Genomic DNA, 22750 nt, shown 5'->3' with positions numbered 1-22750 from the left:
CTGTTCCCTCTTCAGAAGAGGAGTTGCAACGTTCATTTATCGGTGCGTAGCGGTTGGCCGCAACTCAGCATCAAAATGCTTAACCTCCCACCCATTAGGCGGGGAGGTGGTCGTGGCGGACCGAGTGGTTACTGATGCGCCTTATAACGCAGATTTGAGCGGCGTCTCTGACTGCACCGGTGCCGTGCAGGACGCGCTCGATGACCTAGGGACGGATGGCGGCGGCACGCTCTATTTTCCGGCCGGTAAATACCGCTTTAACGGAACGCTCACGATCCCCGGAACGGTCTCGGTGCGGGGCGACTGGAAGAGCCCGCTCGATGGCGGTTCTGGGCAGGGCACGATCCTGATGGTAACTGCCGGACGCAACGATACCAATGCCGCCCCGTTCATTCAGTTTGAAGGCGGCCTGAACGCGTTGCAGAACCTGAGTTTCTGGTATCCGGAACAAACGGTCGACAACGTGGTGCCGTATCCGCCGACCATCCTGAGAAAGTTCAAGCCGCTGATGCTGAAACAGCTGACGTTCTACAATGCCTATAAGGGATTTGAAGTTAAACTTAATGGCGGAGCCCCCCTGATCTCCGAAATCTACGGCACCTTCCTGCACACGGGAATCCAGAACGATCTTTGTTATGAATACGGCTTTATCGACCAGATCCATATTTCCCCCTTAATCTGGGCTGACGCGCCGAACGCGGTCATTACCAACGCGCCTGCTTTGTCAGAGATCCGCAGCTGGTGTCAGGCGAACACGATCGGCCTGGAGCTCCTGAAAAACGATAATATCGAGCTGTTCCATATCACGGTTGAAGACGCAAAAATCGGCATCCTGACCGACGCGACGGACCGGCTGTCGAGCGGCGGTCTGGGCTCGTATGGCACGATGATGAAGATTGATGCGACCCTAGAGCGGCGGCATGAATCAACCTGGGTCGGCGGGCTTGAAGATGTGGACCGTTTTCCGGAAACCGCTGCCGTCGATTATGTCTGGCCCGACCCATGGAAGCCCGCGCAGAGTAATGTGCTGATCAATGTGCGCGAAGCGCCGTATAGCGCTGCGGGCGACGGTGTGACGGACGACCGGCAGGCGATTCAGGATGCATTGGATGAAGCGGGCGCGCTGGGCGGCGGCATGGTCTACCTTCCGGCCGGGGAGTATGTGGTTCAAACCAATCTGCTGGTGCCGTCCGGGGTGGAGCTGCGGGGTGTGACCGACTTTGTCTATCGCGGCGATCATGGGCCGAGCACTCCTCCCGTTGGAACGGCCTTGTTCGCCTTTCATGGAGAGAACAGTGCGGACTTGGAAACCGAGCTGCCGCTTATCTGCCTGTCATCGAACAGCAGTCTGCGCGGTATGACCATTCTCTATCCGAATCAGGGTGAGTTCTGGCCGACGGTTACGGATGATCCGCCCAAAACCTATCCGTGGACTATCCGGGGGCTGGGGCCGGATATCAATATCCAGTATATCAGCATTAAGCGTGGCTGGGATCTGATCGACCTGGCGAGTCACGACTGTAGCGGGTTTGTGCTGCAGGATTTCTGGACCAGTCCGCTCAACCGCGGGGTGGTGGTCGGCGGCGGTACCGACGGCGGGCATATCCAGCGTGTGCTGCAGACCATGGGCGCTTGGTACTATCCCGGAATCTACTCGCCCGATATTCCCGGGTGGACGCCGGAGATTCACAATGAATGGCTGTGGAACAACATGGCTTCCTTTTTCCAGAGCAACAGTGTCGGCTATGTGTTCGGCGATGTGAAAAATGTGCAGTCCTACGGAGCCATCAGCTTTATGTTTAAGCAGCATATGCAGTTCCTGGAACAGGATGGCAACGGCCCCGAAAACCTGGATTTCTTTATCTGCCCGTCGGAAAATACCGGCGATATTGCCCTAACCTTCGACCGGGGGGACAACCTCCGTTTCTTCGGGATGGGCATTGTGCCCCACAACACCGGTTATTTTCTGGAAACCACGCCGGGCTTTTCCGGCACCGTGGATCTCTACGGACTGGTACTCTGGGGCGATCCGACCGGCGGCCTGCCCCTGATCGGCGGCGGTGACGTGAATATCTATCCGCGGGGCGGGGATGCCTTGTCGGCGCGCGTGACGCCTTCGGGTTCGGATGGCCTGATCAAGCGGCTGAACTTCCGGAAAGCTATACCAGCGGATACGGTCGTGACACAGAATGGTCGGGAATGCTGGCTGGTGGATGCGGTGGTCGGTACAACGCCCACGGTGGATATTCGGGTGGACTGGCAGGAGTTCCGCTTCGGGGCCACGCCGGAAGTCGAATTCAGTTTCGATTATCTGGATATCTCGGACCATCTGGTGCTGGTGTACTACGACGCGATCGGGGATGGAAACCATAACACGCTGCTGGGGCAGTTTAATCTGACCGGCACCGGGCAGTGGAAAACCTGGAGCGCCACCATTCCCGACGCTCTCTTTGCCGGACGCATGACTCATATCTATCGTAATAATGATCTCCTGATCCAGGCCAATACCGGCGGCACCCCGTTCTATGTGTCGCGCGTCGAGCTGGCCCGTCCGGAAACCCTGTCGCACCGTTACCGTTTTGATGGTGGTGTGATGGACTCGATCGGAACGGTCGACGGGACAGCAACGACGAATGGAACCTATCTGGAAGCCCCTTTGCTTTCGACGGATGTGCCGCCCGGCGCGGTGGCCGGTTCGCCGCCGAACTCACTGCAGGTCGGTATGAATTATCCGTCGATGAAGTCGGGATTCCGCCTGAACAGTCCGGTTGTGAGCACCAACGCCGGTTCCTATTCGCTGTGGTTCAAGAGTGCGGACGTGATCGAGCCTGCCCAGTATCTGTTCCATGCCGAGTTCCCGAAGCAGTTCCTGAAGGGGGGCGCAGGATCGAATGCCGGAGGGCTCGATGCCGGGTTTCTGGAGGAGAAGACCGGCGGTGCGTATACCGTCAACGCATGGAACCATGTGGTGATCAGCTGGGATAATGTCGCGGGCCTCGGTCGGTTGTATATGAACGGTATACTGGCCGGAACAACGACGTATTCCAACCGGGTGGATCCGGCCTGGATCAACATCGGTGGATTTAATCTGGCGGACAACGATACGCAGTTGCCCAATCAGTTTGACGGATTGCTCTACGATCTTCAGTTCTACAATCGCACGCTCAGCAGTGACGCGGTTGGATTGCTGTATCAAAATCCGGGATCAGTTGCCGCATCCACCGCCAACCGCGTTCCGTATTGGTGGCTCGACGCCCATTATCCGGGGCTGGTTGACTATGAGGCGGCTTCGGTTTCAGACACGGACGGCGACGGCTATGACGCATGGGCGGAATACTTCACCGGCTCCGATCCGGCTGATGCCGCGTCCGTGTTCGAGATTGCGGATGTGCAAAACGTTGGAGACCAATTCGTCCTCACGTGGCCCTCGGAGGAGAATAGCTGGTTCAGCCTTACATCCACCACCAACCTGACGCCCGCAGTATGGATGCCGGTTGCATCCCGCATTCCCGGACGGCTCGGAACCACGTCGTACACCACCACCGTGGAAAACGCCGCCGCGTTCTATCAGGTTGAGTTGGAGGAATAGTATTGACGGGGAAAGCCGTCCAGATGTGGGATCGTCAATCTGATTTTTTTTGGTTTTCAATGTTCGGAAAAATGATGGGTGCAGGCTCAGCCTGCCCAGAAGGTGGGGCGGATTTTGACCTGGCCGGGTTCGTAGTCGGCCGGGTGGTCTTTGAGCAGGATCTCGCAGGCTTTTTGGGCCATTTTTTTGCCGGGTACCTGAATCCATGCCAGCGCGTCGAACGGCGGTGCCGATTCCTCAAAGATGGAGGCAATTGAATCTTCTGCGGAAAATTTGCGATTGGGTGTTTCTTTCAGCACGTTGTAGAGCGCTTCGGCGGTGGCCTGGTCGCATACCGCAAATCCGGTGAGCTCTGGGTTGGATGAAAGCAGGGTGCGGATTTCCTCTTCCAGGTGTTCTTCCCAATCCTTGGCTTCGAGCATGCGTACAACCAGGTGCCAGTCGGGGTTGATGGTCAGGCCTGCCTTTTTCAGTGCATTGCAGTACCCCTTCATTCGATTCTGCGTGGTCGCTAGGTGGGTGGCACCGAGGAAGGCGATGTTTTTATGTCCGTGCTCAATTAGTTTGTTAGTGAGCATGGTTCCGGAGCGGGGGTTGTCCATGGAAATCAGGCGGCTTTCAAGTCCTGGAGGGCAGAGGTCGGCAAAGAGAACCAGGGTGCCATCTTCCGTGTAGCGGTCGACCCACTCTGAAATCGCTTTGGAATAGGATTCGGAGCTGATGGCCGGAGGGGAGGGCATGTAGACCAGCGCTTCGAGACGCTGACGGGCCAGCGACCGCAGCAGCTTAAGTTCCCGTTCGGGATCAAAGTGCGTAAAGTTAATGCTGACCATTTTCCCCTGGTTCATCATTTCGTTTTCCAGCTCCACCAAAAGCTCGGTGTGGAAGCCGGTGGTAAGCTCTGATGTGAACAGGCCGATAAAGCCGCTCTGGATTCGCGGGCAGTTGATCGCGTCGGGGTTGATCAGAAAGGTGCCGGTTTTGCGTCGGCAGGTGACCGTGCCCTGCGCTTCCAGTTGTTTCATGGCAAACTGCACCGTCCAGATGGAAACGTCGAGTTCTTCGGCCAGAACCCGGTTAGTCGGCAGCTTATCGCCGGTTTCCAGTGTGCCGTCCTGGATCTGCTTATAGATATGCCGCAGGACCTTCTGCGCCAGATTCGGTTGGGTGCTTCCGTTTGTCATAGTTTTACTCCGAGAAAAGTTGAATAAACATGGGGCATTTCAAGAGTTCGGGCAAGGTGATTTGCTATTGCGCTCTTTTTATGAGCGATAAAAAGAGCTGATCGAATTGAAAAATGCGGGTTTTTAAATTCCCGGATGTGGTCGTGAAATCTATATGATTGTTTGACATGTTATGCTGTTTTTGCTGATATAGTTTTAGTTTGTGGGTGGAGTGAGGGTCCCCGGGATCGATGAAATCCATCAATGCGATGATCGCCGTTTTAATCAGGATATTTTTATGAGTGTAAGAAAAGTACATGTGGTCAGCAATACGCACTGGGATCGGGAGCACCGTCACGGATTTCAGGAAACACGGTTTATGCTGGTCGAGACGATTGACCGCCTGATTGAGATCATGGAGGCCGATCCGGAGTTTAAGTATTTCACCTTCGACGGGCAGACGGTCTGGATCGAGGACTATCTGGAAGTGAAGCCGCAGATGCGCGAGCGCTTGAAGGCGTTGATCGAGGCGGACCGCATTCAGATCGGTCCGTGGTATTCGCTGCCGGATCATTTTTCCAGCCACCCGGAGGCGCTGGTGCGGAACCTGCTAATTGGTCATCGTCTGTCGGAGTCGATGGGCGGGGTGACGAAGTTCGGCTATTCCATCTTTTCGTTTAGTCAGATTGCGCAGTTGCCGCAGATCTATTCCGGCTTCGGCGTTGATAGTCTGGTTTTCTATAAGCTTTACCCCATTGATGTGCTGAAGAAGTCCGAGTTCTGGTGGGAGTCGCCGGACGGCACGAAAGCACTCTGTTCGCGGCTCGGCCCGCTGGCTCGCGCTAACTTTTATTTCAGCTTCACCATCCCGGCGATTCTGGGCGGCGATGCCCTGAGCAAGGAGGAGGGCTCTTGGCAGGTGGAGTTCACGGAAGGGGCCAAGATCTGCCGTTTGATCGATGACACCTTTGAACATCCGCACGCGACCGAGCTGGAGCAGGATATTCGTATTCGCGATGAAGTCATTGCTGAGTCTGTGGAAAAGACGGTTGAGTCGGCCGCCTGCGAATCGTTCAATAAAGAAGTCCTGCTCGGGTTTGACGGGAACGACTTCACGATGCCGCTGGCCGAACTTCCGGAAGCACTGCGTAAAGCCAATGAGGTTTCTGAGGATGTCACCTTCATCCATAGTACGCCGTTGGATTACTTCGCGGATTTCCGTAAAAATACCGATCTCAGTCTGCTGCCGAAGGTGGGCGGTGAAATGCGTCACGGTCCGCTGTGTCGTCAGCATTGTGAGCTGATGGGAACCGCGATCAAGATCATGCACCGCATGGCCAAGGCGGAATCGTTGCTGATCCATACCGCCGAGCCGTTCGCGGCCTTCGGTGCGATGGGCGGCGGAACGTATCCGCGCGATATGCTACGTCTGGCCTGGAAAAAGCTGATGCAATGCCATGCGCACGATTCCACACACGGGATCGGAGTGCCGAATATTGTGCAGGACACGCTGCATCGTCTGATTGAAGTGCAGGAGATGTCCGAGGGCGTTGCCAATCGCGCGTTCCAGGGACTGGTGAAGCAGATCGACACGTCCACGGCCGACAGCGGTGATATCTTCATCACCGTATTCAACCCGACCGCAACCGAGCGTAGCGAAATCGCGCGTCTGCTGGTGGAAATTCCGCGCGGCGAGAAGATCGTCGACTGGCATCTGGAGGATATGGACGACAACCGCGTCAATATTTATACGCACACGGAAACCCCGATCAATCTGGCATCCGTAAATCACGAGAACCGCCCGAAAGCGCTCTACATCAAACGCGTTGATGTGGATGCGGAAGTCAACGGCATTCCCGCTTATGGCTACAAGACCCTGCGTCTGGTTCGGAATATTGATGAAGGGTTCCTCGACATCTTCCCGTTCCCGAACCCGAAGGATCCGTACCGCCCGCTCGGCCGCATGCCGAACGTGCTGGAAAACGAATTCCTGAAAGTGGACATTCAGCCGAACGGAACCGTTGATGTGACGGATAAAGAGAACGGCAAAGTGACCCGCGGGCTAAACCTGATCCTCGATACCGGTGATGCCGGCGACATGTGGATTCACCGCAAGCCGAAGATCAATAAGATCATCAGCAACCTCGGTGCGCAGGCTGACATTCAGCTGATGCGTAACTCGGGTCTTTCCGCCTCCTTCCGCGTGGAGATGGTGCTGAACATTCCGGAATCGCTGACTCAGGATCGTCTCTGCCGTTCCGAGCATACCGTTCCGGTGAAGTTCACTACGGATATTACGCTCGCTAAAGGATCGCGTCGCCTGGAGTTCAAAATGCAGTACAACAACGTATGCAAAGATCACATGTTGACCGTTCGTTTCCCGGCCGGAATCGAAACCGATACGTTGGTGTCCGACGTGGCCTTTGAGGTGCGCGAGCGTCCGGTCGAATTCATCACGGATGTGAATGGTGTGCGCGGCGACGAACTTCGTCGTCAGCCGAAACATCGCTTCATCGATATCTCCGATGGTAAAAACGGCCTGGCAATCTTCGGTAAAGGGCAGAACGAATACGAGCCGCACCAGTATGAAAACGGTGCCGGAATCGAAATGACGCTGATGCGCGCGATGACCCAGACCTTCCCGGTACACTGGGATGTATTCTTCTCCTACGAGAATGAGGAGTCGCAGAGCCTGGGTGAGCAGACCTTCGAATATGCGCTCTACTTCCACGAGGGCGATTACAAGAGCGGTTGTGTGCAGGCCGAAGCTCAGCAGTATATTACGCCGGTGGTTGCCGCGCAGTATGGCAAAGGCCGTTTCGTCGGCACATTGCCGCTGGAGCAGGGCAGCTTCCTGAATGTAACCAGTCCGCTCACCAACGTCAGCGCCGTCAAGTTGGCCGAAGATCGCTCGGATGCGCTGGTTGTGCGGGTGAACAACCCGACCGATGAACCCATCGAGGAGACGCTGACCTTCCTGCGCCCGGTGAAGAAGGCCTGGCTGTGCAATATGAACGAAGAAACGGACGCAGAACTTCCACTCGAGACGCAGTCGAGAGAGGCCGGCGCTATTGTGACGGCAACGCAACGAAGTGGAGAGGCAATGGTTGGAAACTCGGTCGCCGTCACGCTCGATCCGTTCAAGATCGTCACGGTCATGGCCGAGTTTTAGGGTCTGGAGTATGAAAATAATGAAAGTTTTAACCACAGAGTAGTTGAATTAGGGGTGAAGATAAGAAAAGTTGGATTTGTGAAACGATTGATTTTGGTGGGTGTTGCATTTATTGCCACTCCCCTTTGGATAGTTTCTTTTGGGGATACCAAAAGCACTCTCGACTCCATCTCGGGTCCAATACTTGGAAACGCGGCGTCTTCTGAGGGTGGAGCGAAAGGTGCCCGTCCGGCTCTGACTTCCCCCAATATTATCTTCTTTTTGGCGGATGATTTGGGCTATGGCGATCTGAGATGCTTCAATGCGGAGACGGATATCACCGCGCCGGTGCTGGATGGGCTGGCGCGCAACGGGGTGCGGTTTACCGACCACTATGCCACAGCTACGTTGTGTTCGGCATCCCGCCGTGCACTTCTGACCGGGCGCTGGCAGAGCCGTCTGGGCGAATGGGCTGAGCCCTATGGCGGCACGCCGAACAACGACGGCATTCCCGCGGACAGGGAGCCGACGGTGGCGATGTTCCTCAAACAGGCCGGCTATGCAACGGGTTGTTTCGGCAAGTGGAACATCGGTGGAATAGACGGCGTGTCGCGGCCTGGGGCTCATGGGTTTGACACATACCTCTGCGTGGACCACAACACCGATTATTTTTATCACCGAAAATATAGCCACCAAACTCACCTCTTTGATGACGGGATCGGGTTGTATGGTCCAGGCGGGAAAACCGCCAACCTCGGCGGCAAGTATCTGCCGGACGTTTTCGGCGATGCGGCGATTGAGTTTATCGAGGAAAACAAAGACGGCCCGTTTTTTATCTACCTGCCCTGGTGCGTGCCGCATACGCCGATGCAGGGGCCGGATGATTGTCTGGACACCAGGGAAAATCCTCCGGGGAAAATCATAGAAGGGCAGCACAATCGCGAAACCTTTGTCGAGATGGTCGAATACATGGATGCCAAGACCGGGCAGATCCTTGAAGTCCTCCATAAATACGGCCTCGATGACAATACCTTGATCCTGTTTGCGTCTGACAACGGCGGACAGGTGCTCGGCAACTGCGCGCCGCTGCGGGGACATAAGCATACGCTCTTCGAGGGTGGAGTGCGGGTGCCGCTGATCGCGTATTGGCCGGACGGAATTAAGCGGAGCCGGGTGGTTGAACAGCCGACGATCATGATGGATGTGACCGCGACCATCCTGGATGCCGCCGGTGCAATCGCAACCCGTGAGCTCGATGGAAAAAGCCTCTTGCCTTGGTTCGATGGGAGGGGCAAGCCCGAAGATCGTTTGTTCGGCTGGCGGCAGCGCATCATTGATTATGGGAATCAGCGTAATTATCTGCGCGCGGAAGCCTGCCGGTTCGGCAATCTGAAATATGTAAAAGAGACGCAACCCCAAGCGGGAAATCCAGTGGACTTCCCGTTCACCGAATACCTGTTTGATCTGTCGAGCGATTTAGGCGAGCAGAACAATCTGGCAGAAACCAACCCGGAACAGCTGGAGCTGATGCGCCGGAAGAGTGCCGAATGGCGCACGGAGTCTGTCAACGTCGATACACCCGTTTTCGTGAATCCGTTTCCCGACCAATACGGGAGCCCGACCCCAGAGAAGATTAAGACGATTAATACGCAATATCAGAAAGAGAGAGTCGCTCCGGTATCGCTTAAACTGGAGCATCGCTACCGTTTTGAGAGCAATGCGTCCGATTCGGTGGGGAAGAAGAATGGAAAGCCCACGCCGGATGCCGCCCCGTCGGAGGTCCCGCGCTTTATGGCTGATATCCCGCCCGGTGCTGTAGCGGGTGCGCCGGCGCGGTCGATGGAAGTCGGCATGAGCAAGGGAACGCGTTCATCCGGCATCACGCTTCCCGGCGGAACCCTTCCGTCCGACTCGGGTTCCGCCAGTCTCTGGCTCAAACCCCATACGCTGGATAAAGGGGACTACATAGTGAAGGTAAGGGATCTTAAACTCCTTTGCGAAGGCAACGGTGCGCTGAAGGTCGGCCATCATGGCTATACCGGCCTGGGATCTGCAACGGTTCTTCCCGGCGACTGGATCCATGTGGTCCTGACCTGGGATGCATCCGAATCGTTGATTTCTTACTATGTGAACGGCACGATGGTTGCTTCGAAACGGGTGGATCAGCCGGTTCAATCGCCGCCGCTTCTCGTCGGCAACCACGGCTTTGCTGATGCCGCCAACCAGTATGACGGCCTGCTCTACGACCTGCAGTTTTATTCCGGTGTGCTGGATGCCCTTGAGGTGGCCGAACTCCATAAAAATCCGGGGTCGGTTGCAACCCCCTAGGCATACTCCAAAGCGAGTTTGAAAATAGAGGAGATGGTAACATGAAAATGATGAGTCAATCGATGATAGTGGCGGGTGCTGTTGCTTGCCGAAGCCTGAGAAGTAAAAAAACGGAGCCAGCCATGCAAAGACTAGGATGTATGAAACGATGGATGTTGGCGGGGGCTTTGGTGTTTTCCACCTTCGCCAAGGCTACGGCGGACAGGCCCATACTTGGAACCTGTGCCGCTGAGGTGGATGCAACGTCACGCTCCTCTGTGGATACAACGTCACGTTCCCCCAATGTAATTGTAATTCTGGCGGATGACCTCGGCTATGCCGATCTGGGCTGTCTGGGTGCGACGGATATGATTACACCGCACATCGATTCGCTGGCGGACAACGGGGTGCATTTTACGGATGGCTATGTGACGGCACCGCAGTGCGGGCCGTCGCGCGCGGGCCTTTTGACGGGACGTTATCAGAACCGGTTCGGTTTTGAGGGGAATGAGCAGGCGCACCGTCCCGGCATTCCGCTCGATCAGCCGGTAATTTCCGAGCGGTTTAAGAAACTTGGCTACGTGACCGGCATGATGGGAAAGTGGGGCGTGACCAACTATCGCGAGGGCCATCCGCCGCAGCGCGGTTTTGACAAAAGTTTCTGGAACCATGACGGCAACCTCTATTTCCAGGAGACCGCTCCGAAAGGACACGATACGCAGATGCGTCGAGGGAACGAAAAAGTTCAGTTGACCGAATATTCGACCGATGCTTTCGGGCGCGAAGCGGTGGATTTTATTCGCCGACATTCCGAGGATCCATTTTTCCTTTACCTGTCGTTCATCACCCCGCATGAACCGAACGAAGCCAAAGAGGAGGATTTGAAGCGATTTGCGCATATCGAAGATGAAGGGCGCCGCATGTTTCTCGCGAAAATGGTCTGTCTCGACGACAACGTCGGCCGGATTCTTGATGCCTTGCGCCAGGAAAACCTCGAAGAGGATACGCTCGTCTTTTTTCTGAGCGACAACGGAGGCTATCCCGGCATTTCTTCCAGCAATCTTCCGCTTTGGGGCACCAAGTCCAGCACGGCCGATGGCGGAATCCGCATTCCGTTTATTATTCAGTGGAAAGGACGTATTCCCGCCGGGCAGGTCTATAGAAAGCCGATCATCAGCCTCGATATTCTTCCGACTGCATTGGCCGCCGCGGGTGAAAAGATTGATCCCGCGTGGAAGTTCGACGGCGTGAACCTATTGCCGTTTTTGACCGGGACGAATCCCGGAACGCCGCATGAGACGCTTTACTGGCGTTACTACTTTCCGAACGATAAGCCGGACTGCCACGGCTGGGCCATTCGCAAAGGCGACTGGAAGCTGATGCGTCCCAGTTCAAATGGAAAACCGCTTCCGGTTATGCTCTTCAACCTCGGGGAAGATGTGCGAGAGGGACGGATTCCGGGGAATGATCAGATTAAAACGCATCCGGAAGTCGCGCAAAAGCTGCGCGCCGAATGGGAAAAATGGAATGCCGATAATCAGGATCCCGCAAAATATAACTGGAATAAATAATGATGAAAAAACTGTGGATTGGGTTGTTACTGTGTGCGGGGAGTCTGGCTGTGCAGGCCGGGGTGTCGCACCGCTATACGTTTGAGGGAAATGTGAGGGACACCGTCGGAGCCAAACATGGAACGGCGACAGCGGCCGGTACGTATACCGAAGCACCGCAGTTTACAGCTGATATTCCGACCGGTGCGGTAGAGAGTGCGCCGAAGAGATCCATTGAGTTCGGGATGACGAATTCGAAGAAGTCGGGTTTCACGCTGTCGGAATTTCCGCTCTCAAGTCAGGGTTCATACAGTGTCTGGCTGAAAGCGGACACATTGACGGGTGGAAACTACATTCTTTTGGCTGACAGTTTGAAGTTACTCAACGAGGGGGCCGGCCTGCTCAAAACGGCCTATAACGGTTGGACCTCGCTGAGAGCCACCTCTATCTCTTCCGACAAATGGGTTCATGTTGTCGTCACTTGGGATAATTCCAAGAGCGAGATGGCTTATTATGTGAACGGTGTTCGAATTGCGTTGGTCGATGATGCAACGGTTGGCTCTTTTGACCGAATCAGATTCGGTGGATATAGCCTTTCGGACAGTGCTGAGAAGGCGAGTAATCAGTTCGACGGAAAGCTCTACGATTTGCAGTTCTATAACCACTCGCTACGCGCAAAAGAGGTTGCGTATCTCCATTCAAATCCGGGATCGGAGGCGGTTCAGTTGGCAGATTTTTTGGTGCCGTTTAAAGGATGGCACCCTGTGCAATGCGAGCCGGTGACGGTGGCCGGGCGTTCCGCATGGAAGAGCTTGAAGGCAAAAGAGGAACATAAAAGCCGTTTTTTGTCTTTTGACATTCAAGACCCGCTTCTGAAAAACGGAAATACAAAGACCGTGACGCTGACGTTGACTTATTTGGATCAATTCAAGGTGCCGCTTATTCTTAAATATGATTCGTCCGACCAGTCGGCAGGGGAGAATGGCATTTGGAAGCAATTGCCCGGCGTAACGACGGGCGATTCCGGCGAATGGAAAACGGCCTCTTGGACGCTCGACGATGCGCTGTTTCGGAGCCGTTGTCACGGGCACGATTTCCGCATCACCGTCGGCGGGGATGTCGATTTTATCATTGAAGACTGCACCGTGCTCGGAACCCCGAAGCAGACGCTGATTGTTCCCGATGTCTTTTCCGACAACATGATTCTTCAGCGCAATGCACCCATTCCGGTATGGGGCTGGGCCGATGACGGAACCGTTGTGACGGTCACCTTTGCCGGCTACGATCTCGACAGCACTGCCCGCGACGGAAAATGGCAGGTGGTCTTCCCGCCCATGAAGGCGAATAAAACCCCGCAGACGATGACGGTTTCCACCGACTCCAATATTCCAACACTCCAATACTCCAATATTCTCGTCGGTGATGTCTGGCTCGCGTCCGGTCAGTCGAATATGGAAATGATGCTCAAGGAGGAAAAGGGCGGGGCGGAGGCGGTTTCCGCATCGGAAAACCCGCTGTTGCGTCTCTTCAAGGTTCCGCGCTGTCTGGAAAGTACGGTTGCGCCGGTGGGCACCACCTGGAGCGAATCGAATCCGGGATCGTCGGCGGGACAAAGCGCGGTTGGTTATTTCTTTGTGAGTGAATTGCAGGAAGAGCTGGATATTCCCGTTGGACTTCTTCAGTGCGCCTATGGCGGAACCGTCACCGAAACATGGTGCAGTCCCGAGGTGCTCGAACAGGGCTGGCCGGACTGGGAGCTGTTTGAAGAAAATGCACTTCGCAATCCGGAGTGGCCGCGTCGCAACACCTCCAGCGAGCTCTATAACCGCATGCTCAAAACCGTTATGCCGTTCCCTGTGAAGGGTTTCATCTGGTATCAGGGCGAGGGCAATGCCAGCCGCGCCGAAGAACAGAAAGCTCTCTTTCCGAATATGGTCGCTGACTGGCGCAAAAGCTGGGGCAATGATGAACTGCCATTCTACATCGTTCAGCTTGCCCGCTATGAAGCCGCTGACTGGCATGAATTCCGATGCGCCCAGCTTGATGTCTGGAAAAACACGCCCGACAGCTACATGGCGGTGACGATCGACCTTTCCAAGGATTGGAACGCGGACAATCACCCGATCCATCCAAGCACCAAAGCGCCCATCGGTCACCGCCTTGCGCTGGCTGCCCGTGCCACGGTATACGGTGAAACCGATCTGGTTTATTCCGGCCCGATCATCCGCTCCATGGAAGTGAAAAACGAAGCGATGGTTCTGTCGTTCGATCACATCGGCTCCGGCCTGATTGCATCGGACAACCAGCCGCTGCGCGGATTTTATATCAGCGCCGACGGCGAAAGGTTTGTCGAGGCCTCCGCTGAAATCAAAGGCGACACGGTGATCGTTCAATCTTCCAATGTTCGGAACCCGGTCGCTGTGCGCTACGGCGCCGAAGTCGACATGGACAAAGAAGCTCTCGATGTGAATCTGGCGAATCAGGAAATGCTTCCTGCCTCGCCGTTCACTGTGAATTTGAACTAGTTAAAATGAAACAGGAGTCATATGAATTTTAATGAACTGATTGACTTGGAGCAGACTTGTGACGCGGCGTTCAAGGCTGGCGAGCAGGGGGTAATAGAAGTAAAGACGACCGCCGACCGTAAGGTGGAGTTTGTGTCGTTTGAGAGCGGCAAGCAACTGGCGCTGGTGAAGTCGGCGATGGGGTATCCTGCAATTTATCCGGTGCACGACGTGAAGATTGAAAAACCGCTCAAGGCGGTGCTGATGGATCTCGACGGAACGACGGTTCACAGTGAGCACTTCTGGATCTGGATCATTGAACAAACCGTCGCCAGCCTGTTGGGCGATAAAAGTTTCAAGCTCGAAGCGTGTGACGAACCGCATGTGTCTGGTCATTCGGTTTCCGAACATCTGCAATACTGCGTTAACAAATACTGCGCAGACAAAACGGTAGAAGAAGCGCGTTCCTGGTATTTCAAGCACACCAACTTTGAGATGAACGAAATCCTTGAAGGGCGCGGCAAAAAGGGTGCCTTCACCCCATCGCCCGGCATCAAAGAATTTCTTTATGAACTCAAAGACCTCGGCGTGAAAATCGGGCTGGTCACCTCCGGTCTCTACGAAAAGGCCTGGCCCGAAATTCTGAACGCTTTCCAAACTTTGGAAATGGGCGACCCGAACGAATTCTACGACGCGATCATCACGGCCGGCCACGCCATTCGTCCCGGCGAACCGGGAACGCTCGGCGAGCTCTCACCCAAACCGCATCCGTGGCTTTATGCCGAAACCGCCCGCGTCGGCCTCGGCATTCCGTTCGAAGAGCGCCACAGCGTTGTCGGTATTGAAGACAGCGGGGCAGGGGTCGTTTCCATCCTGCTGGCCGGTTTCGCCCCGATCGGGATCGGCGGCGGAAACATCGTCGACAGCGGAACGCAGTCCCTCTGTACGCATTACGAAGAGAATTTTGCAGGGATTCTCAAACAGTTACGGTAAGGGTTGTCCGGCACGGTAGGCGCTGGGGGGCTGGCCGATGGTTTTGCGGAAGGCGCGCGAAAAGTTGTGCACGTTGGTGAAGCCGATTCGGTCGGCAATCTCAGTGATGGTGAGGTCGGAATAGACTAAGTCATCACAGGCGCGGCGCATTTTTTCTGCGAGGTGGGCATCGCGCGGGCTTTGCTGGTAGTGTTCGCGAAAGAGGCGCCGGAAGTGGGTCGGGCTGAGGCCGTGCTGGCGGGCGAGGGTTTCGATGTTGATCTGCTCGTCGTAGTGTAGCTGGATCTGCCGCATGGCGTTTTCGATGGCGTTCACATGATGTGTCGCGAGCGTTGAATCGTTGTGTCGGCTGCCGAGCAGGTGGCCGATCAGCTGCAGCACGCTGCCGGCCACTGCGAGGGTGGATATCTGTGACCGGTTATACTCCAGAACTATGCGATGAAGCAGTTCGGTTATCTGTACTGGATTATGCCCCTCCATTTTTCCAGACCAGCTCCCAATGATCGGATCATTGATGGGCGGATGCATTGTTGAGGGCCAGCCGGAAAGATCGGAGGTTCCGCCGGGGATGTGCGCGCTCCAGTGGCTGCGCCTAGGATCATAGATTAGGTCGAAGTGGATATATTGAAGGCGGGTGCCGGGCGCATCGCCGCGCATCTCGTGCTGCGTGTTTGGTGGAATCCAGAACAGGTCGCCTGCGGTCGCGGCATATCGCGTGCCGCCGATGGTAAACGTGCCGGTGCCCTCAAGAACATTAACTAACAGAAAGTCGAACAGCCTACGGGGTTTCAGGTTCCAGGTCGTACGAAATCCCTCCTGCGCCTCCCGGACATAAGGACGTAACTTTAACAACCGTTCCTGTAGTGTTTCGGAGGGGGCGGTGTGGGGAAGTTCTCCGGGGATTCCTTTTGATTTCATAAATCGTACTTTGGTTGAAAATGATACATTAATGATTTTACAGGCTAAAGACAAGCCCGGCAACAATCGATATAAAACAATCATTATGAAGCTTAAATATTTCTGTCCGCTATGGGGCTCTGAAGAGCTGGAGTTCGACCGCTTCTGTGAAAAAGTGGCGTTGGCTGGATATGATGGTGTGGAGATGAGCCTGCCGTTGAATGATGCCGCCACCACGGATGCACGGATCAAGGCCATGAAAAAACATGGTCTGGAGTTTCTGGCGCAGCATCATGAAACCTCGCGCCCCGATCTTGCCGGGCATCTGGATGAATGCCGTCAGCGTTTTGAATGGTTGGCCGCAGCCAAGCCGGTACTGATCAACTCCCATACAGGACGTGACTGGTTTGGGTTTGAGCATAATAATCGTGTGATCAATATGGCCCGCCAGGTGGCTCAGGAAACCGGAATTGTCATTGTGCATGAAACGCATCGGGGGAGATTTGGTTTTTCCGCAGCCGCAACCCGTCGCTTTCTGGAAGAACATCCTGATCTGCGCATCACGGCTGACTTTTCGCACTGGTGCAACGTGTCGGAATCGTTGCTGCAGGATCAGTCGGATGCGGTTGCGTTGGCGATTTCCCGAACGGATCATTTCCATGCGCGGGTAGGACATATCGAAGGGCCGCAAGTTACGGATCCGCGCGCGCCCGAATGGTCGAGCGAGCTGAATGTTCATCTGGGCTGGTGGGATCGAATTGTCGAGGCTCATCGGGAGCGTGGCTCCGAGCTGCTGACCGTTACGCCGGAGTTCGGCCCCTTTCCCTATATGTCGTTGCTCCCCTATACCCGCCAGCCCATGGCCAGCCAGTGGGAAATCAATGTGCATATGATGCAGTTGCTGCGCGAACGCTATGGGGAAAGCGATTCGTCAACAACGCAAAAGAGAGGGAGGAATTGAAATGAATTTGAAATTTACACCGCGCGATGAATTATCGGAATTTGAATGGAATCCCGAGGGGCGCAACTGGAAACGAATGGATGTGGACAAGGAGGTTGTCAAACAGCTGTCGGAGCGCAGCACATTGAACGGCCTGTGGCGGGTCGGGATTTTTGTGTCATTTTTGGCGCTGACCGCTGCGGCAACCTTTTGGGTCGCAAGACACAGCCTGTGGCTGGCGATTATTCCGCTTTACGGTTACTATTTCTTTTATGGCTTCTGGGTGGCGATCGGTCACGAGCAGCAGCATAAGATGGTGTTTGGAAAAAACGTTGACTGGTTTGCCGAGCCGTTCTTTTATCTGGTCCAGACGCTGATGTGGAACAGTCCGACCTATGCCCGCAAATCGCACCAGTTACACCACCGCTACACGATGGTGCGCGGTATCGATCCGGAAACCGACTGGCCGGAGGTGTTTGATACAAAATTCGTCCGAGGGCCCATCGTGCACTGTATACAGTCCCTGTTGGTTTTCGGAGCCATCAAGACCCTGTTTAATGATGTTTTGATACAGGTCCGGCGTATAGCCGGAAAGAAAGACCGCATGATGCGCGACCACTGCTCCGACAGGGAGATTGCCGCCATTCGACGAGAATCAGCCGGAATCCTGCTATTCCACAATCGCCATTGTTGTTGTGGCGATTGTATTGGGTCGCTGGGAGCTTCTCGCGTTCATTACCATCGCCTGGCAGATCGGTTCGCCGATCGAGGGGCTGTGGCACAATACGGAGCACATCGCCCGACTCTATAATGTGAATGATCAGCGTCTTTGCACACGTTCGGTTAAGGTCGGCCCGCTGGTCCATTTGATTTATTGGGGACTGGATGACCATATCGATCATCACATCTATCCGACGATTCCTTCGCGCAACCTGCCGAAGCTGCACAAGCTGTTACGGCACGACCTGCCGGAGCCGCTAAGCATGATTAACTGCTGGTGTGAAATGTTCGCTATTGCCAAAGAAAAGGATGTTCGCCAGAACAACGAGTTCGTGGCGTATAAATAATACTTAGAACTAATTAAGGGAAACGATAATGAAAAAATTTGAGCCGGATTACACACACATTGTTGACGCCGCCTATAACCGCGAAGCAAAGCGCCTGCCGCTTTATGAGCATGGTTTCGACATTGGTGTGATGGAAACCATGACCGGGCAGGATATTCGCAGTCTGCTTGACGGTGACTTGGCGGATAAAACCGAAGGCTATCGCCGGATTTGTTCGTTTGCGGTTGAGCATGGCTACGACTGCATCCCTTTTGAAATGTCCTCCTGCATGCTCATTCAGCAGGGCAACGGTCTGCTTGGGCACGGATCGCCGTTGGTTGAAACGATGGCGGATCTGGAGGCGTTCCCATGGTTGGAAAAACCGCAGGAGTATGTCCGGTTATTTCAGGATCATTTTGAGGCGCTACGCGCCGCATTGCCCGCGGGCATGAAGGCCGTTGGCGGCGTGGGCAATGGGCTGTTTGAAAACATGCAGGACTTTGTTCCGTTTCAGGAGTTGGTTTTCCTGCAGGCGGATGAGCCGGAGGTTTTTTCCGAACTTTGGAAAAAGGCGGGCGACCTGCAGTTCGCGCTCTGGAAGTGGGTGCTGGAAAACTATGTTGACTGCTTCGCCGTCTGCCGCTTTGGTGATGACCTCGGGTTTAAGTCGTCCACTCTACTTCAACCGGACACCATCCGTGAGCATGCCTTGCCGCAGTACAAACGGATTGTTGATCTGGTTCATTCATACGACAAGCCGTTCCTGCTGCACTCCTGCGGGAAAATTTACGACGTAATGGACGACCTGATCGACGAGGTTGGCATCGATGCCAAGCACTCCAACGAAGACGCTATCGACACGTTCGACGTCTGGGTTGATCGGTATGGCGATCGTATCGGTAACTTCGGCGGCATTGAGATGAACATCATGACGCTCAATACGCCGGAAGAGGTAAAGCAGTATGTCCGTGATCTGCTGCCGAAGATCGAAGGCCATGGCGGCATCGCTATCGGCACCGGCAACCAGATTTCTGACTACACCGAGCCGGCCAACTGGATCGCCATGTGCGACGGCGTCCGCGAACACCGCTCGATTGCATAGAGCCGCACAGATTTTTCCAATGATTGGAAAATATATAAACCGGCATCGCCGGTTTATTCCCCGAAGGTGGGCTTAATTTTGATGTGGCCGGGTTAGTAGTCGGCGGGGTGGTCTGCGAGCAGAATTTCGCGCGCTTTCTGCCCCATTTCCTTGCCGGGAATTAGAACCCAGGCCAGCGCCTCGAATGGCGGAGTGGCAGTTTCCAGCAGCGAGGCAATCGACTCCTCTGCTGAGAATTCCCGGTCGGGTAGTTCTTTGAGTACCTTGTAGACGGCCTCGGCGGTGGCCTGGGTGGAGACGACGAAACCGGTCAGGTCTGGATAGAGCGTAAGCATTTTTCGAATATGCTTTTCGATCTGCTTCTCCCAGCCTTCGCTCATCCATGATCCGCACGTCCATGTGCCAGTCGTCGTTGATGGGGAGCCCCGCTTTTTTAATCGCTTTGTAATGTCCGGTCAATCGATTGCTGGTGGAGGGCAGGTGGGTGGGGCCAAAGAAGGCGATCTTTTTGTGTCCGCGCTCAATCAGCTTATTGGTGAGCATGGTTCCTGCAAGGGTATTGTCCAGCGAGATCAGGCGGCTTTCGAAGCCCGGCGGGCAGAGGTCGGCAAAGAGTACCTGGGTGCCTTCTTTCAACATAGCGGTTGATCCAGCTGGCCACAGTGCGGGTGTGCGTTTCGGAACTGACGACCAGCGGGGAAGTGAAATAGATTAGCGCTTCGAGCCGTTGCCGTGCCAGGGTGCGTAGCAGGTTGATTTCGCGTTCCGGGTCGCTGTGGGGAAAATTGACGCTGAGCAGCTTGCCCTGTTCCATCAGCCCCTGTTCGAGCTCAATCATCAGGCCGGTGTGGAAGCTGGAAAGGAATTCTTGAACGAACAAGCCGATCAGCCCGCTCTGAATTTTCGGGCTGTTGATGGAGTCCGGATCGGTCAGTCTGATCAAAATACAAATCGTCGGTCAATTTCGCATCTTTATGCCGCTGGCAGCTTGTGTAACCCGCCGAGCAGCACCTGATAGGCCAACAACTGCAGACGGGCATCATACTTGTCAAAAACCACCTCGGCCTGCGGGCAGGTTTCAGCAACGCCTTTTTTGAACGATCCCGACATATCCATGCTCACGCACTCGATTTGTGCCGCTTTTGCAGAGTGTTTCTCCAGTTCCTGAACGAATGCCTTCCATGTTGATGAGTCCTTTCCGGGAACGGAATACAGCACCCGCTTGGCCACCAAGTCGGCAAAGATGGTCACATAGTTGTGGCCTTTGCGGCAGGCAAGCTCATCCACCCCGACACATGTCGTTTCGCTGAAGTCGAGTTGCTTGTAGGCCATTGCGACATGCCGGGCCAGGATGCGCCACAACCGCGTGTCTGTTTCATGAATGAATTCCGCCGCCTTTTTAACCGGCATTTCGCGCATCAGCAACAAGCTCATGGATTCGAATGCAGCCGTAAACTGAAGGCTCAGTCCTTCCCATGGAGCTTTCGTCTGAAAAATCTTCCCGCATGTTTTACAGCGCATTCTGGGTAGCCGTGATTGGATGTAGCACTTGTGCTCAAAGACATTCAAATGGCGCCACTCCCGCTCGCGGCCATGATCATAAAAATCGGTTTTATCACCATCATCAGGGCAGCGTTGTTGCGATAGAAGGCCGGAGAGTTCATGGATCCGCAACCGCACTTCACCAGAGTCTTTATCGAATTCCAGCTCGGTGATTTCCCAGTCATCACCAAGCCCCAACAGCGTATGAAACAGTTTCTCAGGAGTATTCATGCCTCCCAATTTAACATGCCTATCCATTCAAAGTAGCGAAGAGCCGATTTTTTCTTTTTGTATTTCTATCCCCAATGGTACCTGCGGGGATGTGGCGAACGGAGAATCGGTTCGCCATTCCATCCCCCTCGGTGCACCAAATATTCTTAAGGCGAACTCGTTCCGGGTTCGCCTTTTGATTTTTACGAGCGTTTACACCAATAAAACGCGCATTCTCTGTTTTTCTCGTGCCGTGAATTTTGCCTTGTTGCGGTTTTTGACCGGAGGTTCCCTCGATATTCTCCGTTTTCTCTCCATTCTCCGCCTCACTAATCCCCTGTTTATCCCGATAGGATACCGTTGGGGACAGGAATACGAACCTCTGTTTCCTTCGTCCCCTGTTGAGGTGATAGAGGGGGGGGGCGGATGGATGATATTCTCTGAGGCGGTGTGTTTGTCGAGTACGTAACAAAGAGTGTGGGATAGTAATACATACATAGAATTTAGTGACAGTCCGAAAAATTTATAAACTGCAACCACTTTTGAGTAGTGATGGAAGCAGATAAACAGGGTGCCCCCTATGCACTCGAAGAACAACTTGCGGCGATGGAAGGCCATTTGCGTGATATCCGGACGGATGTGTCCTGGATTCTGACGGCAGTTCGAGATGAAATCGAAGCCCTCAGGCAGCGCGATTTTTGGCAGGAATACCGCGAGACATACCAACAAGAGTGAGTGGCGAAAATGCCCTCACTCTTTTTCATTCCTAACTGGGATGAAATATTTTTGGCCACGAAAAGGCACAGAAATCACAAAAACAACCGAGAGATTTTTGACCACTAATTCACGCTGATTTGCCGCTTTCGCCAATGGCGGCGGGAGGTGTTTTCTCGGTCCATATAAGAGGGCTTCTAATCGAAGCCTAGGGAATAAACGGAACTGATTTGAAGCAGGTCATCCGTCTGCAAACCGGTTTGCGAGTGACCGAGCTGTTTCAAATCCTTCCCTGCGTGCAGGGTTGTGGGCTTTGCCCACACCGTTAATTCCTTCCATTTTGCGATTAGCTAAATGCTACCGCTACTGAACCAATACCGATCCGGCAGCTATTGCGTCGCCGAAAAATCAGTGACCCATTAGTGGTAAAAACTCCCCCCTCTGCCTTGCTCGGATGTCACTCAAGCGGCAGCGGGTGGTGAAAATATTCGCGCAGATTTGCGCCATTCGTGATCCCCCTCCCATATGAAAACTATTCGATTGAAATCTATTTAGAGCAACTTGCTTAAACGGGTTTATTGCGAAGGAACTGATGCCGGAATCCGGCTGAACACAGTGGATTCGCTTTGAGGTTTACGGCTTTGCTGAACCTTGTCTTGTACTCACGTTCCCCGTCGAGAGGAGCGATCTCAGTAGCGACCGTTACGAATTCTATAAACCACGGAAAACACCGACTACACAGAAGATTTTTGACCGCTAATCACGCCAATTTGCAACCGCAGTTTTCTAACCACGAAGCACACGTGGCGACAGGATAAATCCAGTGTGTCGGGATTAATGAAACCTAAAACATGATGAAAGATACAATTGATACCCAGCGGGTAACCACTCCCGCCCGGCAAAGGTTGGCTGCCAGCCGGAAGCGAACATTGCGTAGTCGTTGCGTAAGCGCGGCACGAAGCGTATGGAGCGAGCACTTAAGCTGCGTGAATGAATCTCGAAATTTTGTAGATTGTCAGGGTCTTCCTGTTCGTGTTAGGGA

General features: G+C 54.4%; 16 protein-coding genes and 1 pseudogene. 11 read left to right on the top strand and 6 right to left on the bottom strand.

Going from position 1 to position 22750, the window contains the following annotated elements; all coding sequences use genetic code 11:
• Positions 1 to 112 precede the first annotated feature (112 nt).
• On the top strand, positions 113 to 3589 hold the full coding sequence (locus SCARR_RS19890; RefSeq protein ID WP_136063399.1) for a glycosyl hydrolase family 28-related protein: 3477 nt from the start codon (positions 113 to 115) through the stop codon (positions 3587 to 3589).
• Positions 3590 to 3675: 86 nt separating this feature from the next.
• Here the strand turns inward: SCARR_RS19890 and SCARR_RS19885 are convergent, their stop codons facing one another.
• Complete coding sequence (locus tag SCARR_RS19885; protein WP_136063398.1) at positions 3676 to 4773, bottom strand: GntR family transcriptional regulator; 1098 nt, start codon at positions 4771 to 4773, stop codon at positions 3676 to 3678.
• Between the two features lie 277 nt (positions 4774 to 5050).
• Between SCARR_RS19885 and SCARR_RS19880 the strand changes: the two genes are divergently transcribed.
• From SCARR_RS19880 to SCARR_RS19860, 5 genes are all read left to right on the top strand, one after another.
• Positions 5051 to 7924 carry a glycoside hydrolase family 38 N-terminal domain-containing protein gene (locus SCARR_RS19880; protein WP_136063397.1) on the top strand — a complete coding sequence of 958 codons (2874 nt, stop codon included), beginning with the start codon at positions 5051 to 5053 and terminating at the stop codon, positions 7922 to 7924.
• 78 nt (positions 7925 to 8002) lie between these two features.
• On the top strand, positions 8003 to 10231 hold the full coding sequence (locus tag SCARR_RS19875; RefSeq protein WP_136063396.1) for a sulfatase-like hydrolase/transferase: 2229 nt from the start codon (positions 8003 to 8005) through the stop codon (positions 10229 to 10231).
• Between the two features lie 140 nt (positions 10232 to 10371).
• Positions 10372 to 11781, top strand: a complete 1410-nt coding sequence (locus tag SCARR_RS19870; RefSeq protein ID WP_168433465.1) for a sulfatase family protein — start codon at positions 10372 to 10374, stop codon at positions 11779 to 11781.
• Entirely contained in the window at positions 11781 to 14285 is a 2505-nt protein-coding gene (locus tag SCARR_RS19865) for a sialate O-acetylesterase (protein WP_136063394.1), read from the top strand. Before SCARR_RS19870 ends, SCARR_RS19865 begins: the two co-directional genes overlap by 1 nt.
• 21 nt (positions 14286 to 14306) lie before the next feature.
• A complete protein-coding gene (locus SCARR_RS19860; protein WP_136063393.1) occupies positions 14307 to 15257 on the top strand; it encodes an HAD family hydrolase in 951 nt (316 codons plus the stop codon).
• On the opposite strand, the gene SCARR_RS19855 is transcribed toward SCARR_RS19860, so the two are convergent.
• A complete protein-coding gene (locus tag SCARR_RS19855; RefSeq protein WP_168433464.1) occupies positions 15249 to 16175 on the bottom strand; it encodes an AraC family transcriptional regulator in 927 nt (308 codons plus the stop codon). The genes SCARR_RS19860 and SCARR_RS19855 overlap by 9 nt on opposite strands.
• A 31-nt stretch (positions 16176 to 16206) precedes the next feature.
• Here SCARR_RS19855 and SCARR_RS19850 point away from each other — a divergent pair, with 31 nt between their 5' ends.
• Genes SCARR_RS19850 through SCARR_RS19835 form a run of 4 tightly spaced genes read left to right on the top strand, consistent with a single transcriptional unit; the run spans position 16207 to position 19242 of the window.
• On the top strand, positions 16207 to 17115 hold the full coding sequence (locus SCARR_RS19850) for a sugar phosphate isomerase/epimerase family protein (protein ID WP_222846372.1): 909 nt from the start codon (positions 16207 to 16209) through the stop codon (positions 17113 to 17115).
• A gap of 1 nt (position 17116) precedes the next feature.
• Positions 17117 to 17905, top strand: coding sequence for a fatty acid desaturase (locus SCARR_RS19845; protein ID WP_168433463.1), 789 nt, complete (start codon positions 17117 to 17119; stop codon positions 17903 to 17905).
• Positions 17790 to 18161, top strand: a complete 372-nt coding sequence (locus SCARR_RS19840; RefSeq protein ID WP_246044492.1) for a fatty acid desaturase — start codon at positions 17790 to 17792, stop codon at positions 18159 to 18161. Before SCARR_RS19845 ends, SCARR_RS19840 begins: the two co-directional genes overlap by 116 nt.
• A gap of 28 nt (positions 18162 to 18189) precedes the next feature.
• On the top strand, positions 18190 to 19242 hold the full coding sequence (locus tag SCARR_RS19835; RefSeq protein WP_136063388.1) for a uroporphyrinogen decarboxylase family protein: 1053 nt from the start codon (positions 18190 to 18192) through the stop codon (positions 19240 to 19242).
• Between the two features lie 92 nt (positions 19243 to 19334).
• Here SCARR_RS19835 and SCARR_RS28940 read toward each other — a convergent pair whose 3' ends face one another.
• From SCARR_RS28940 to SCARR_RS19820, 4 genes and pseudogenes are all read right to left on the bottom strand, one after another.
• Positions 19335 to 19622, bottom strand: coding sequence for a type 1 periplasmic-binding domain-containing protein (locus SCARR_RS28940; RefSeq protein WP_246044491.1), 288 nt, complete (start codon positions 19620 to 19622; stop codon positions 19335 to 19337).
• An 82-nt stretch (positions 19623 to 19704) separates the two neighbouring features.
• Positions 19705 to 19785 (bottom strand): annotated as a pseudogene (locus tag SCARR_RS29595) (hypothetical protein); the annotation flags it as partial.
• Complete coding sequence (locus SCARR_RS19825; RefSeq protein ID WP_136063386.1) at positions 19772 to 20185, bottom strand: type 1 periplasmic-binding domain-containing protein; 414 nt, start codon at positions 20183 to 20185, stop codon at positions 19772 to 19774. The gene SCARR_RS19825 and the pseudogene SCARR_RS29595, both read right to left, overlap by 14 nt.
• A gap of 29 nt (positions 20186 to 20214) precedes the next feature.
• On the bottom strand, positions 20215 to 21015 hold the full coding sequence (locus SCARR_RS19820) for a transposase (RefSeq protein WP_168433461.1): 801 nt from the start codon (positions 21013 to 21015) through the stop codon (positions 20215 to 20217).
• Between the two features lie 531 nt (positions 21016 to 21546).
• On the opposite strand from SCARR_RS19820, the gene SCARR_RS19815 reads away from it, so the two are divergent.
• On the top strand, positions 21547 to 21729 hold the full coding sequence (locus SCARR_RS19815) for a hypothetical protein (protein WP_136063384.1): 183 nt from the start codon (positions 21547 to 21549) through the stop codon (positions 21727 to 21729).
• The last annotated feature ends 1021 nt before the right edge of the window (positions 21730 to 22750 follow it).

This window comes from Pontiella sulfatireligans (genome assembly GCF_900890705.1).
Classification (GTDB): domain Bacteria; phylum Verrucomicrobiota; class Kiritimatiellia; order Kiritimatiellales; family Pontiellaceae; genus Pontiella; species Pontiella sulfatireligans.
The sequence above is the reverse complement of the archived record's forward strand: the minus strand, read 5'-3'. Positions and strand labels throughout refer to the sequence as shown.